The sequence below is a fragment of the Variovorax sp. 54 genome (assembly GCF_002754375.1).
Taxonomy (GTDB): domain Bacteria; phylum Pseudomonadota; class Gammaproteobacteria; order Burkholderiales; family Burkholderiaceae_C; genus Variovorax.
In genome coordinates, this window is sequence record NZ_PEFF01000001.1 from 3,198,964 (window position 1) to 3,211,719 (window position 12,756).

A 12,756-nucleotide genomic window follows, 5' to 3' on the forward strand; every position below is an offset into this window, starting at 1 on the left:
CAAAGCCGGATCGGTGGCACCCTGGAAAAGAAAAATGCCCGTCATCGACGGGCATTTTTCATGGGGGAACGGCCTGGGCCAGTGCGACGTATTCGGCCACCGGAACCTCCTCGGCGCGGCGCTGCGGATCGAACGCCCCTTCGAAGCCGTGCGTCTCCAGCCACTTGCCCAGCGTGTGCCGCAGGATCTTGCGGCGCTGGCTGAAGGCCACCTGCACGATCTCGCCGAGCCGCGCCGCGTCGACCGCCGGCGGCTGCGCGAGCGGCACCATGCGCACCACGGCGCTGTCGACACGCGGCGGCGGATCGAAGCTCTCGGGCGGCACAAACAGCACGTTTTCCATGGCGTAGCGCCACTGCAGCATCACGCTCAGGCGGCTGTAGTCCGACGTGGCAGGCTTGGCCACCATGCGGTCGATCACTTCCTTTTGCAGCATGAAGTGCTGGTCGGCGATCAGGTGGGCGTAGCCCAGCAGGTGGAACAGGATCGGCGTGGAGATGTTGTAGGGCAGGTTGCCGACCACGCGCAGCGGCTTCGGCGCGGCCTTGGCCGCGAGTTCGGCGAAGTCCACCTTGAGCACGTCGGACTCGATGACCTCGAGCTGCGGATGCTCGCGCAGCCGCTTGGCCAGGTCGCGGTCGAGCTCGATGACCGTGAGGCGGCCGAGCCGCTCGACCAGCGGCTGCGTGAGCGCCGCCAGCCCCGGCCCGATCTCGACCATCGCATCGCCGGGCTGCGGCGCGATCGCCTGCACGATCTCGTCGATGATCCCGCCGTCGGACAGAAAGTGCTGTCCGAACCGCTTTCTTGCAATGTGTTGTGCCATCGCGGCCTAGAACGCTGCCGCTGCCATCAGGACTGCGGCGGCTCGCGGAATTCGACATAGGCGCGCGCGCGCACTTCCTGCACCCAGGTGGTGAAAGCTTCTTCGACGCGCTGTTCGCGCAGCGCGGCACGCGCGGCTTCGCGCTGCTCCGATTGGCTCAGCTTGGCTTCGCGGCGGCCGACCACCTGGATCAGGTGGACGCCGAAGCGCGACACCACGGGGTCGCTGATCTGGCCCGGCGTGAGCCGGTCCATGGCTTCCTCGAACTCGGGCACGAACTGGCCAGGGCGCGACCAGCCGAGATCGCCGCCTTCCTTGGCGCTCGCGTCCTGCGAGTTGTCGCGCGCCAGGCCGGCGAAGTCGGCGGTGCCGGCCTGCACGCGGCGCTTGAATTCCTGCAGCTGCGCCACCGCCTGCGCGGTCGTGCGCTTGGGGTCGTTCATCAGCAGGATGTGACGCACCTGGGTCTGGGTGATGGACGCATCCGACGAGCCCACCTGGGCCTTGGTCAGCACCTTGAGCACGTGGAAGCCGGCGCCCGAACGAACGGGCCCGGCGATGCCGTTCACCGCGGTCGATTGCGTGGCGTCGACGAACGCCGGCGGGTAGCGGTCGGCGCTGCGCAGGCCGAGCGCGCCGCCGTTGGCGCGGTCGGGCGAGTCGGAGTTCTCGCGCACCAGCTTGGCGAAGTCTTCGCCGCTGCGCGCGCGCTGTGCGAGGTCGGTGGCCTTTTTCTGTGCGGTCGCGACCTGCGCGTCGGTGGCGCTCTCGGGCACGGCCACCAGCAACTGGGCGATGTTGAGGTTGAGCAGCGCGTTGTTCTTGACGGCGTTTTCGCGCTGGTCGCGCAGGTACTCGTCGGCCTCGGTGTCGCTGATCTTGACCTTCGACTCGACCTCGCGGTCGCGCAGGCGCGTGAGCAGCAACTGGTCGCGCAGGTCGTTGCGGAACTCGCGCGGCGAGATGCCTTCGGCCGCGACGCGGCTGCGCAGCTCGGTGAGGCTGATCTCGTTCTGGCGCGCCACGGTCTGCTCGGCCTGGTCGATCGCCACGTCATCGACCTTGATGCCGTTTTCCTTCGCGAGCTGCAGCTGCGCGCGCTCGGTGATCAGGCGCTCCAGCACGAGGCGCGTGAGTTCGGCGCGCGGCACGCGCTCGGCGTCCGGGTTCTCGCGGATCAGGCGCGTGACACGCGACTGCACCTCGGTGTTGGTGATGGGCTCGGAGTTGACCAGCGCCACGATGTACTCGGCCGAGCGCTGCACCGGCGCCGCCGCGGGGCCGGCGGCAGGGCGGGCTGCCGGCGGAATGATCCGGGGACCGGAACGCATGATGTCCGTGATGCCGCTGCCGGAACGAAAGCCCTGTGCGCCGGCCGTTGCGGCGATGGCCGCAAGGCAACCCAGGGTGATGAGGGAACGGATGTGTTTCATGGCGTGAACGGTCGTCGTTTCAGTCGTAATTGGTGAAGCGGCTCGGGGCTTCGGTCGGTTGACGCAGCGGCTGGTAGCGTTGGATGTTCTGCCGCAAGGCCTGCATCGGGCTCGATCCGATGCTGGAGAAACCGACGAATTCGAGCTGGAACATGATGCGGGTGTTGGCCGTCACCTGGCCGGTGGTGATGCGCTGCAACACCACGCGGCTGATCCAGCAGCAACCGTCGTACTCGACCCCGAGCACGCCGTCCGTGAGCTTCTTGTCCTGCAGGCTGTAGTTCAGGCGACCCACGGCGTACCAGCGTCCACCGCCTTCGCCCTTGCCCGGACCGAGGTCCTTGTTGCCCTTGTCGCCCCACAGGTCGTTGAGCGGCCATTGCCAGCCGAAGTCGATCGACTTGTTGCCGTCGGTGGCCGTGGGCGTGCTCGGTGCCTGGTAGCGGAAGGCGGCGCTGAGGTTGCGGTACGGCCCCGGGTTGTAGCGCGCGCTGATCGCACTGCGCGTGGACCGGCGCGAATCGGGGTTGTACTGCAGCAGCGTGTCCAGGCTCCACTTGGGCGTCCAGTTGATCTGGGCGCCCAGCAGCAGGTCGCTGGTGCGGTCGGTGACCGGCGCGACGCCCGGCAGCGTGACCTTCTGGTCGGCAAAACGGAAGCGCTGCGCGATGCCGAAGCGCACGGCTTCCACGCCGGTGCCCGGGTCGATCAGGCGGGACGTGACGCCCAGCGTGAGCGCGTTGGTGTCCGAGATGCGGTCAGCACCCGAGAACGCGTTCTCGGTGTAGATGGTCGCAAAGCTGAAGTCGTTGGCCGCCGAATCGTAGTTCGGCAGCATGCTCTGGTTGCGGTACGGCGTGTACACGTAGTACGCGCGCGGCTCCAGCGTCTGGCGGAAGGCACGGCCGAAGTAGTTGGCGTCGCGCTCGAAGACCAGGCCGCTGTCGAGGCTGAAGGTCGGCACGACGCGGTTCGACGAGGTCTGGAAGAAGTACAACTGGCTCGGGTTGTACGGCATCCCGTTCACGTAGTCGACGCCATTGACCGACACCTTCGGAATGGACGACTGCGGCAGGTAGTAGTTGTACGAGGTCGCGTGCAACTGCAGCTTGGGAATGACGAACGAACTCGGCGTGAGGAACGGCCGGCTGATCGCCGCCTGCGCGAACACACGGTCGCCATCGGGCTGCGACTGCTGATTGAGGTCGAAGCCGGGCTGGCCGGCCAGGATGCTGTTGACGCGAAAGCGCGAGTAGTCGGTGTTCAGCGAGACGTCGAAACCGTGCCAGTCGTACTTGGCGTAGTTGGCCGTGATCTGCGGCACGCGGTCATACGACGGCACGACCGGCGACAGGTTGTACTGCAGCGTCTGATAGCGCAGGGCGCGCACGGCGCCGCTCCAGTCGCCCTTGGTCCAGTTCAGCGAACCCTCGCTCGGCAGCTGACGCTGCGCCAGCGTCGGCGTGCGCGTGAAGTCGCGCCAGTAGTCGTTGTCGCTGACGCGGTTGATGTTGACGTTGGCGGACATCGAATCCAGCCCCAGCGCCTTGGCGTCGAAGTCGTGGTGATGGTTGAGCCACAGGCCCCAGCGCTTGCTGCTGTCGGGCGGCTTGCCGAAGTTCAGGTCCTTGAGCGCGATCTCGCCGTTGTTCAGCTTCTGCAGCTGCTCGGCGCGCGCCTCGTTGTAACGCTGGCCCACGAGACGGTCGCTGCCCATCAGGTCCAGGCGGATGCTGCCGCTGTAGTCCTTCTCGAGGTAGCGGAATTCATTGGCCAGGTTGAGCCCGCGCTTGCTCATCAGCGTGGGCGTGAAGGTGGCATCGCGGTTGGGCGCGATGTTCCAGTAGTAGGGCTGCGCGACCTCGAAACCGTTGGTGTTGTCCAGCCCGATGGTGGGCGGCAGCAGGCCGCTCTTGCGCTCGTTCGACAGCGGGAAGGTCACGCGCGGAATCGGCGGCGTCGTGATGCCCATGAAGCTCATGCGCGCATCGATGGCGACACCTTCGTTTTCCTCGGTGTCGGTGGTCAGCGTGGCGGCGGTCAGCAGCCAGGCCGGCATCCAGCCGGGGAAGTCTTCGCGGCGGCAGGTGGTGTAGCTGGCGCGCCGCGCGATGGACACGTTGGAGTCGACGAAGTCGATGCGCTCGGCCTCGCCGTGGCCGCCGGTCGCGAGGAAGCGGTAGCGCACGTTGTTGAAGAAGCCCTCGAAGGTCTCGAGCTTGAGTTCGAGCTCGGGGCCTTCGTACACGTTGCCGGCCTGGTTGACCCGCACATTGCCGGTGGCCTTGGCGCGGTCGTCGGGCTGGTAGTACTCGAGCCGGTCGGCCGTGATGGCGAGCGGGCCGCGGCGCAGCGTGGCGTTGCCCTCGATGACGGTCTCCAGGTCGGGGCGGCCGGAAATGCGGTCGCCGGTGACCAGGCTGGGCAGCTGGCTGCGTTGAACGGGCGAGAGCGTCTCGGTGAGCAGCGGCGTGCGCTTGAGCGTGAGCGGTCCGTCGAGGACGCCGGCCTGCTGGGCGAAGGCGCCATGCGCGTGCAGCAACGCCAGCGACAGCACGGCCAGTGGCAGCGGCGGGCTCGAACGTCGCAAGGCAGCGCGTGGGGTCGTAGGCATCGATTCGGAACGAAAGATCGTCGGGACGGCGCGGCAAGCCGGCGGGTTGCGGGGTCCGGCAGCCACCCCGCCCGGCCGGATCGGCCTTGGGAAGGGATGCCGCGCCAGGCGGATTTGTAGAATTGATTATCCATGACAGCACCTTCGACCCCAGCGTCCACGACCCCACACCCCGACCAGGCCATTCTCTGGACAGATCCGCAGCGGGCCGAAGCGTTCCAGGGCTGGCTGGCCGGCATCGCCGACACCCGGCAGCTGCGCCCGGACACCGTGCGGCTGGCCTCGGCCGACGCCAGCTTCCGCCGCTACTTCCGCCTGGACACCACCGACGGCGGCACGCGCATCGTGATGGACGCCCCGCCCGACAAGGAAAACAGCGCCCCCTTCGTGCAGGTGGCACAGCTGATGACCGAGGCCGGCGTGACCGCGCCGCAGGTGCTCGAATGGGACCGCGACCACGGTTTTTTGCTCCTCGACGACCTGGGCCGCCAGACCATGCTCGACGTGATCGACCCGGCCCATCCCGACGCCAACCGGCCGCTCTACGACCAGGCCATCGATGCGCTGATCCGCTGGCAGCTGGCCTCCAAACCCGGCGTGCTGCCGCCTTACGACCGGGCGCTGCTCGAGCGCGAACTGGCGCTCTTTCCCGAGTGGTACATCGGCAAACACCGCGGCGTGGCCGTCGAAGGCCAGCTGAAGGAGCGGCTGGACCGCGCCTTCGCGCTGATCGTCGAGAACAACCTCGCGTCGCCGAGCGTGTACGTGCACCGCGATTTCATGCCGCGCAACCTCATGGTGGGCAGCGATGCCGGCCAGCCGCTGGGCGTGCTCGACTTCCAGGACGCGGTCTACGGCCCGATCACCTACGACATCGCCAGCCTCATGCGCGACGCCTTCCTCAGCTGGGACGAGGAGTTCGTGCTCGACATCACCATCCGCTACTGGAACGCCGCGCGCAAGGCCGGTCTGCCGGTCGACGAAGACTTCGGCGCCTTCTACCGCGCGGTCGAATGGATGGGCCTGCAGCGCCACCTCAAGGTCGCCGGCATCTTCGCGCGCCTCACGCTGCGCGACGGCAAGCCGCGCTACCTGGCCGATACGCCGCGCTTCATTGCCTACATCCGCGCCACGGCCAGCCGCTACATCGAGCTGAAGCCGTTGCTGCGCGTGATCGACGAAGTCGAGGGCACCACGGCCGTCACCGGCTTCGCCTACGGCCGAGTCTGAAGAGAAACTGAAAAAGTCGTAAAAAGAAAATCGCTGTAGCGCCCGCACCACGGGCGCCGTCGGCTCCTGATTTCATAGCATGCCCCGTTTTCACTGCTCCGTGCCGCTGACCGCCGGCGCCAGCCTGGCGCTGCCGCCGGGCGCCGCGCGCCATGTGCAGGTGCTGCGCATGCAGCCCGGCGACACCCTCACCCTGTTCGACGGCGCGGGCGGCGAGTACGCCGCGACGGTCGAGCGCATGGGCCGCAGCGAGGTCGCCGTGGCGGTCGGCGCCCACACGGCGGTGGAGCGCGAAGCGGCCCGCGCCGTGCACCTCGCGGTCGGCATGCCGGCCAACGAGCGCATGGACTGGCTGGTCGAAAAGGCCACCGAACTTGGTGTGACCAGCATCCAGCCGCTGGCCACGGCGCACGGCGTGCTGCGCCTGGCGGGCGAACGCGCCGAGAAAAAACGGGCGCACTGGGAAGCCATTGCCGTCGCGGCCTGTGAGCAATGCGGACGCAACCGCGTGCCGGTGATTCATCCGGTGCAGTCTTTTGCGGGCTGGCTCGGCGGCGCTGCCGCCTCCGGCGCCGCGACGACGCGCCTCGTCCTGAGCCTGGCCGACGGCACGCGCGCTGTTGCCGCCGTGGCCGCAGAGACACCCACCACGCAACCGGCGCTCGTACTCAGCGGCCCCGAAGGCGGCCTCAGCGCCACCGAGGAACAAGACGCCATCGCGCGCGGCTTCGCACCGGCCACGCTCGGCGCGCGGGTGCTGCGCGCCGAAACCGCAGCGCTCGCCGCGCTGGTGTCGCTCATCGGCGCCTGAGCCGTCCCGGGGGGTTTTCCGCGAGGCGCGAACCAGGCGCCTGCGGAACAATGGCCGCTTCCATTTCCTTGTTCAATCCGCCTCCCGGAAGGACCGCTCCCTCATGCCTCGTTCATCCCGCGCGTTTCGTCTCGCCCCTCTCGTTCTGGCCGCGCTGTGCGCAATGCCCGTCGTCCACGCCCAGAGCCAGGCCGTTGCGCCCACGCCGGCGCAGGTCAGCCCCGCGGTCGACCAGGCCTACACCCAGCTCATGGCTTCGCCCGCGATCCGCAAGCTGCTCGAATCGGTCAAGGCCGACCACGAGCGCACGGTCGAAGAACTGAAGACGCTGACCGAGATCGAGGCGCCGCCCTTCAAGGAACAGAAGCGCGCCGAAGCCTTCCTGGCGCGCATGAGGGCGCTCGGCCTGTCCGACGCAAAGATCGACGCCGAAGGCAACGTGGTCGGCCTGCGCAAGGGCACGGGCAACGGCCCCAAGCTGCTGATCTCGGCGCACCTCGATACGGTCTTTCCGGCCGGCACCGACGTGAAGGTGAAGGAGCGCGACGGCAAGCTCTTCGCACCCGGCATCGGCGACGACACGCGCGGCCTGTCGGTGCTGCTGTCGTGGCTCAAGGTGCTCAACGACAACAAGATCCAGACCGTGGGCGACCTGATGATCGTCGCCAACGTCGGCGAGGAAGAGCTGGGCAACCTGCGCGGCATGAAGGCCATCTTCCGCGACCACCTCGACATCGACGGCATGGTCGGCCTCGAGCCCTCGCCCGACGGCCACGTGCTCGTGCTCGGCACCGCAAGCCACCGCTACGAGGTCACCTTCAAGGGCCCGGGCGGCCACAGCTTCGGCGCCTTCGGCCAGGTGCCCAGCGCGATCCACGGCATGGGCCGCGCCATCGCCAAGATCGCCGAGGTGCGCACGCCCAGCTTCCCCAAGACCACGTTCACCGTCGGCACCGTGGGCGGCGGCACGTCGGTGAACACCATCGCGCCCGATGCGCGCATGGCCATCGACATCCGCTCGGACGACATGGCCTCGCTGCTCGAGACCGAGAAAAAAATCCTCGCCACGCTCGACGAGGCCGTGGCGGAAGAGAACAAGCGCTGGAACGTGAGCAGCCTGAGCGTGAGCACCAAGCTCATCGGCGACCGCCCGGGTGGCCGCACGGCGCCCGACTCGGTGATCGTCGAGGCCGCCACGCGCGCCAACAGTGCTTTTGGCCACAAGACGCTGTTGCGTGGCGGCAGCACGGATGCGAACGTTCCCATTTCGCTGGGCATCCCGGCCATCATCATCGGCGGCGGCGGCAAGTCGGGCGGATTCCACTCGCTGGCCGAGTCGATCGACGTGACAGATGCATGGAAAGGCGCGCAGAATTCGCTCGTCACCGTGCTCGGTCTGGTCGGTGTGCAGGGTGTGAGCCCCGCGCTCCTGCCGAAACGCGCAGCACGCAGCAAGTAATTTGTCACGTTGCCCGTTCGAAAGTGGCCGCGCCACTTTCGGCGAGCGGGTCGCCACATTGGAAAATGTGAGCGTTTCTGTCACACACCAAGGAATGGTCATGGGTTTGCTCGATTCGGTACTCGGTCAGGTGCTTGGAGGCGCTGGACAACAGCAGCAACCGCAAGGCGGTGGCCTCGGGGGATTGGGAGATCTCGGAGGCCTCGCCGGCGCACTGGGCGGCCTGCTTGCCAACAACGGCGGGCAGGGCGGCCTCGGCGGCATGGTCTCGAAATTCGAGCAGGCGGGCATGGGCGACGTGATCGGCTCGTGGATCGGCAACGGCGAAAACAAGCAGGTCTCGGGCGATCAGCTGCAGAACGCGTTGGGCGGCGACACGATCGCCGCCATCGCTTCCAAACTCGGCATCAACGCACAAATGTTGCTGCCGATGCTGGCGACCATGCTGCCGGCCCTCATCAACCAGCTCACGCCGCAGGGCAAGGTGCCCGAGCAAGGCCTCGGCAACCATGACGACCTGCTGGGCTCGCTCAGCGGTCTGCTGCAAGGCAACAAGCCGACCTGACCTGCCACCCGGCAAATTTCCATTCTCAGAATTCCGGCGCCCGCGAGGGCGCTTTTTTTTGGCCGGTGCCTTGCCTTCGTCGCCCAATCGCGTAGAACCGCGCCCCATGAATCGCAATCTGTGGCTCCTGGCCATCTGCCAGGGCCTGCTCCTGACCAACAACGTCACCTTCATCGCCATCAACGGTCTCGTGGGCCTGGGCATCGCGCCGCAGGGCTGGATGGCCACGCTGCCCGTGATGGGCTACGTGGTGGGCGGCGCGCTGAGCACGGGGCTGGTGGCGCGCACGCAGCAGCGCTTCGGGCGCCGCGGTTCGTTCCAGATCGGGCTGGCGGTGGCGGTCGGCTCGGCGCTGCTGTGCGCCTACGCGGCATCCTCCAAGAACTTCTGGCTGCTGTGCTTCGCGACCCTGGTCGCGGGCTACTACAACGCCAACGCCGGCCTCTACCGTTTTGCGGCGGCCGAACTGGCACTGCCGGCCTGGCGCGAGAAGGCCGTGTCGATGGTGATGGCCGGCGGCCTGATCGGCGCGGTGGCGGGGCCGAACCTGGCGACCTTCACGCGCGGCATCCTCGCCGTGCCGTTCGCCGGCGCCTACATCGCGCTGGCGGCGGTGGCGCTGCTCTCGATGGCGGTGATGCGCTTCATCGAATTCCCGCCGTCGCCGACCCGCAAGGAAGCCGCCGGCGGCCGGTCGCTGGGCGAGATCATGCGGCAGCCCGTGTTCATCGTGTCGGCCGCCGCGGGCGCACTGAGCTACGGCGTGATGAACCTGCTGATGGCCGCCACGCCCATCGCGATGCAGATCTGCAGCCTGCCGTTTTCCGACGCGGCGCTGGTGCTCGAATGGCACGTGATCGGCATGTTCGCGCCGGGCTTTTTCACCGGCCACCTGATCCGCCGCTTCGGCGTGCTGCCGGTGATGGGGGTGGGGCTGGCGCTCAACCTCGGCTGCATCGTGGTGGCGCTGTCGGGCGTGGAGCTGCACCACTTCCTGGTGGCGCTGTTCCTGCTGGGCGTGGGCTGGAATTTCCTGTTCACCGGCAGCACGACGCTCTCGCTCACGGCCTACACCGCCGAAGAGCGCGACCGCGCCCAGGGCGCGCTCAACTTCTGCGTGTTCGCGACGCTGGCGCTGACCTCGTTCGCTTCGGGCGTGCTGGTGACCACGCAGGGCTGGCAGCTGCTGAACTACGGTTCGCTGGTGCCGGTGGTGCTGACCGGCGCAGCGCTGCTCTGGCTCGCGCAGACTCAGCGCAAGCAGGCGCTGGCGGCCAAGGCCTGAGCGACCTCAGGCGGCGAGCGTGGACTCGGCCGCGACCGGGAACCGCCGGTCGAGCCAACGCTGCAGCGTGTCGAACACGGGCTCCGCGTCCAGCTCGTTGAAGAGCTCGTGGTACAGCGTGTCGAAGCACTTCGCCTCGACCTTGCCGCTGGGCGCCGCGGCCGCCGCGAAGGCGCGGCTCGCAGCCGGCCGCACGAGCCGGTCGTCGCCCGCGTAGATCAACAGCGTGGGCACCGGCCAGTGCGCCGCATGCTGCTGCACCGTGGCGCCTTCGTACGCAAGAAAGCGCGCCAGCCGGCTGCCGATGCGGTCGTGCGTGAGCGGATCGTCGCGGTAGGCCTGCACCACCACCGGGTCGTGCGAAAGGTAGTTGTCGTCGAGCCCGTTGCCCACGCGCAGGTTGGGCGCGATGCGCGGCAGCACGGCCAGCAGCATCTTCTGGACGCCGTTCAGCCCCGGGTCGAGCCCTGGCGACGACAGCACCAGCGCATCGACCGGCCGCACCCCGCGCGCCACCAGGCTCGCGGCGACCAAACCGCCCAGGCTGTGGCCCAGCAACACCAGCGGCACGCCGGGGTTCTCGCGGCGCGCATCGTCGATCACCAGGGCCAGGTCGTCGACCAGCCGCAGTTCGCTGGGCAGGCCGCCGCGCGCACCGGTGGACTCGCCGTGCCCGTGGTGGTCGTGCGCCCAGACCGCGAAGCCCCAGGCATGCAGTTGCTTGGCCAAGCCGTGATAACGCCCCGCGTGCTCGCCCAGCCCGTGCACCACGACCACGACGGCGCGGGGTGTGCCGGCCACGGGCAGCCGCCGCAGCGCCAGCGTCTCGCCGTCCGGCGTGGACAGAGACACACGGTGCGGCAGGGGCAGCGCGTCGCTCATGGGTGCACCCTTGGCGCTGCGCGCCTTCCCGCCGAGCGGGAGCGCGCTTGCTTGGGGCGGCCCGGCGCGGCGCTCAAGCCGCCACCGGCTCCGCAGCCGCAGCGCGATGCGCGACCGGCAGGGCGGCGATGACCTCGGCCACGGCGGCCGTCAGCTTCTTGGCGTAGGGCACGTGCAGGAACTCGTTGGGGCCGTGCGCGTTGCTCTTCGGGCCGAGCACGCCGCAGACCATCATCTGCGCCGTCGGGAAGCCGGCGCTCAGCATGTTCATCAGCGGGATCGTGCCGCCCTGACCGATGTAGCCGCACGAGGCGCCGAAGTGCGCGCGCGAGGCCTTGTTGAGCGCGTCCTCGAACCACGGCGTGATGGTCGGTGCGTTCCAGCCGGTGGCGCCGCTGCCTTCGAAGGTGACGCGGGCCTGGTAGGGCGCGTTGTCTTCGAGCAGGGCCTTGAGCTTCTGCACCGTCTCGGCCGCATCGACCAGCGGCGGCAGGCGCAGCGACAGCTTGAAGGCGGTGTAGGGGCGCAGCACGTTGCCCGCGTCCTTCAGGGCCGGGAAGCCTTCGGCGCCGGTCACCGACAGCGTGGGTTTCCAGGTGCGGTTGAGCAGCGCTTCGAGCGGGTCGGTGGTGGTCGGCAGCGCGAACATGGTCGAGCCGCCACAGTCGTAGTGCGCCCACGGGAAGCGCTTGTAGACCTCGTCGCCGAGGATGGCGGCCGTGGCCTTGGCCTGCGCCAGCCGGTCGGCCGGTACTTCGCAGTGGAAGCTGGCGGGCAGCAGTCGGCCGGTGGCGCTGTCTTCGAGGCGGTCGAGCACCTGCCGCATGATGCGGAAGCTCGAGGGCACGAGGCCCGAGGCGTCGCCCGAGTGGATGCCTTCGGTCAGCACCTCGACCTTGAGCGTGCCGCTGGCCATGCCGCGCAGCGAGGTGGTGAGCCACAGCTGGTCGTAGTTGCCGGCGCCCGAGTCGAGGCAGATCACCAGTTCGACCTGGCCCAGGCGCGGACGCAGCGCGTCGACGTACGGCAGCAGGTCGTAGGAGCCGCTTTCCTCGCAGGTCTCGATGAGGCCGACGATGCGCGGGTGCGCCACGCCCTGCGCCTTGAGGGCCTGCAGCGCGGCCACGCTGGCGTACACGGCGTAGCCGTCGTCGGCGCCGCCGCGGCCGTAGAGCAGGCCGTTCTCGTACTTGGGCGTCCACGGGCCGAGGTCGTTGCGCCAGCCGGTGAATTCGGGTTGCTTGTCGAGGTGGCCGTACATGAGCACGGTCTCGGTCATGTTGGTGCCGGTGGCCGGCACTTCGAAGAACAGCACCGGCGTGCGGCCTTCGAGGCGCACGATTTCGAGCTTCAGACCTTCGACCTTCTGCGCCTCGACCCAGGCCGCGGCGTTGCGCAGCACGGTCTCCAGGTAGCCGTTGGCCGACCAGTCCTTGTCGAAGCCAGGCGACTTGGCGGGAATGGCGATGTAGTCGGTGAGTTGCTTGACGATGTCGCCGTCCCATTGGGCGGTGACATCAGAGAGGGCGCGCGTCGCGTCGAGCGTGCCGGCGGGCATTTCACGGTGCAGGGGGGCGTTCATCGGGGGGTTCTCCGCGGGGACGAAAAAACGCATTTTGCGCCTCGCGGCGAGCGCGCGTAGAGTGCGGGC

The 12,756-nt window shown here is 68.5% G+C and carries 10 protein-coding genes; 5 read left to right on the forward strand and 5 right to left on the reverse strand.

Features of this window, described 5'->3' with window-relative positions; translation table 11 throughout:
- Positions 1-58 precede the first annotated feature (58 nt).
- The 3 genes from rsmA to CLU95_RS14850 are packed head-to-tail and all read right to left on the reverse strand — an operon-like array spanning position 59 to position 4,873.
- Entirely contained in the window at positions 59-826 is a 768-nt protein-coding gene (gene rsmA / locus CLU95_RS14840) for a 16S rRNA (adenine(1518)-N(6)/adenine(1519)-N(6))-dimethyltransferase RsmA (RefSeq protein ID WP_099794220.1), read from the reverse strand.
- 26 nt (positions 827-852) lie between these two features.
- A complete protein-coding gene (locus CLU95_RS14845; RefSeq protein WP_099794221.1) occupies positions 853-2,259 on the reverse strand; it encodes a peptidylprolyl isomerase in 1,407 nt (468 codons plus the stop codon).
- A 19-nt stretch (positions 2,260-2,278) separates the two neighbouring features.
- Positions 2,279-4,873, reverse strand: a complete 2,595-nt coding sequence (locus CLU95_RS14850; RefSeq protein ID WP_099794222.1) for an LPS-assembly protein LptD — start codon at positions 4,871-4,873, stop codon at positions 2,279-2,281.
- Between the two features lie 132 nt (positions 4,874-5,005).
- Here CLU95_RS14850 and CLU95_RS14855 point away from each other — a divergent pair, with 132 nt between their 5' ends.
- The 5 genes from CLU95_RS14855 to CLU95_RS14875 all read left to right on the forward strand — a co-directional run bounded on the left by CLU95_RS14855 (position 5,006) and on the right by CLU95_RS14875 (position 10,223).
- Entirely contained in the window at positions 5,006-6,103 is a 1,098-nt protein-coding gene (locus CLU95_RS14855) for an aminoglycoside phosphotransferase family protein (RefSeq protein WP_099794223.1), read from the forward strand.
- A 79-nt stretch (positions 6,104-6,182) separates the two neighbouring features.
- Positions 6,183-6,914 carry a 16S rRNA (uracil(1498)-N(3))-methyltransferase gene (locus tag CLU95_RS14860; protein ID WP_099794224.1) on the forward strand — a complete coding sequence of 244 codons (732 nt, stop codon included), beginning with the start codon at positions 6,183-6,185 and terminating at the stop codon, positions 6,912-6,914.
- Between the two features lie 103 nt (positions 6,915-7,017).
- Positions 7,018-8,373: a M20/M25/M40 family metallo-hydrolase gene (locus CLU95_RS14865; protein WP_099794225.1), complete on the forward strand. Its 1,356-nt coding sequence runs from the start codon at positions 7,018-7,020 to the stop codon at positions 8,371-8,373.
- A 100-nt stretch (positions 8,374-8,473) separates the two neighbouring features.
- The gene (locus CLU95_RS14870) at positions 8,474-8,938 is read left to right on the forward strand and encodes a YidB family protein (protein WP_099797310.1); all 465 of its coding nucleotides are present in this window, start codon (positions 8,474-8,476) and stop codon (positions 8,936-8,938) included.
- A gap of 106 nt (positions 8,939-9,044) precedes the next feature.
- On the forward strand, positions 9,045-10,223 hold the full coding sequence (locus CLU95_RS14875; protein ID WP_099794226.1) for an MFS transporter: 1,179 nt from the start codon (positions 9,045-9,047) through the stop codon (positions 10,221-10,223).
- Between the two features lie 6 nt (positions 10,224-10,229).
- Here CLU95_RS14875 and CLU95_RS14880 read toward each other — a convergent pair whose 3' ends face one another.
- Entirely contained in the window at positions 10,230-11,105 is an 876-nt protein-coding gene (locus CLU95_RS14880) for an alpha/beta hydrolase (RefSeq protein WP_099794227.1), read from the reverse strand.
- Positions 11,106-11,178: 73 nt separating this feature from the next.
- Positions 11,179-12,687, reverse strand: a complete 1,509-nt coding sequence (locus CLU95_RS14885; protein WP_099794228.1) for a M20 family metallopeptidase — start codon at positions 12,685-12,687, stop codon at positions 11,179-11,181.
- Positions 12,688-12,756 lie beyond the last annotated feature (69 nt).

Coding starts and splice junctions, on each gene's coding strand:
- rsmA (WP_099794220.1), bottom strand. CDS start 826: ATGGCACAACACATTGCAAGAAAGCGGTTCGGACAGCACTTTCTGTCC.
- CLU95_RS14845 (WP_099794221.1), bottom strand. CDS start 2,259: ATGAAACACATCCGTTCCCTCATCACCCTGGGTTGCCTTGCGGCCATC.
- CLU95_RS14850 (WP_099794222.1), bottom strand. CDS start 4,873: ATGCCTACGACCCCACGCGCTGCCTTGCGACGTTCGAGCCCGCCGCTG.
- CLU95_RS14855 (WP_099794223.1), top strand. CDS start 5,006: ATGACAGCACCTTCGACCCCAGCGTCCACGACCCCACACCCCGACCAG.
- CLU95_RS14860 (WP_099794224.1), top strand. CDS start 6,183: ATGCCCCGTTTTCACTGCTCCGTGCCGCTGACCGCCGGCGCCAGCCTG.
- CLU95_RS14865 (WP_099794225.1), top strand. CDS start 7,018: ATGCCTCGTTCATCCCGCGCGTTTCGTCTCGCCCCTCTCGTTCTGGCC.
- CLU95_RS14870 (WP_099797310.1), top strand. CDS start 8,474: ATGGGTTTGCTCGATTCGGTACTCGGTCAGGTGCTTGGAGGCGCTGGA.
- CLU95_RS14875 (WP_099794226.1), top strand. CDS start 9,045: ATGAATCGCAATCTGTGGCTCCTGGCCATCTGCCAGGGCCTGCTCCTG.
- CLU95_RS14880 (WP_099794227.1), bottom strand. CDS start 11,105: ATGAGCGACGCGCTGCCCCTGCCGCACCGTGTGTCTCTGTCCACGCCG.
- CLU95_RS14885 (WP_099794228.1), bottom strand. CDS start 12,687: ATGAACGCCCCCCTGCACCGTGAAATGCCCGCCGGCACGCTCGACGCG.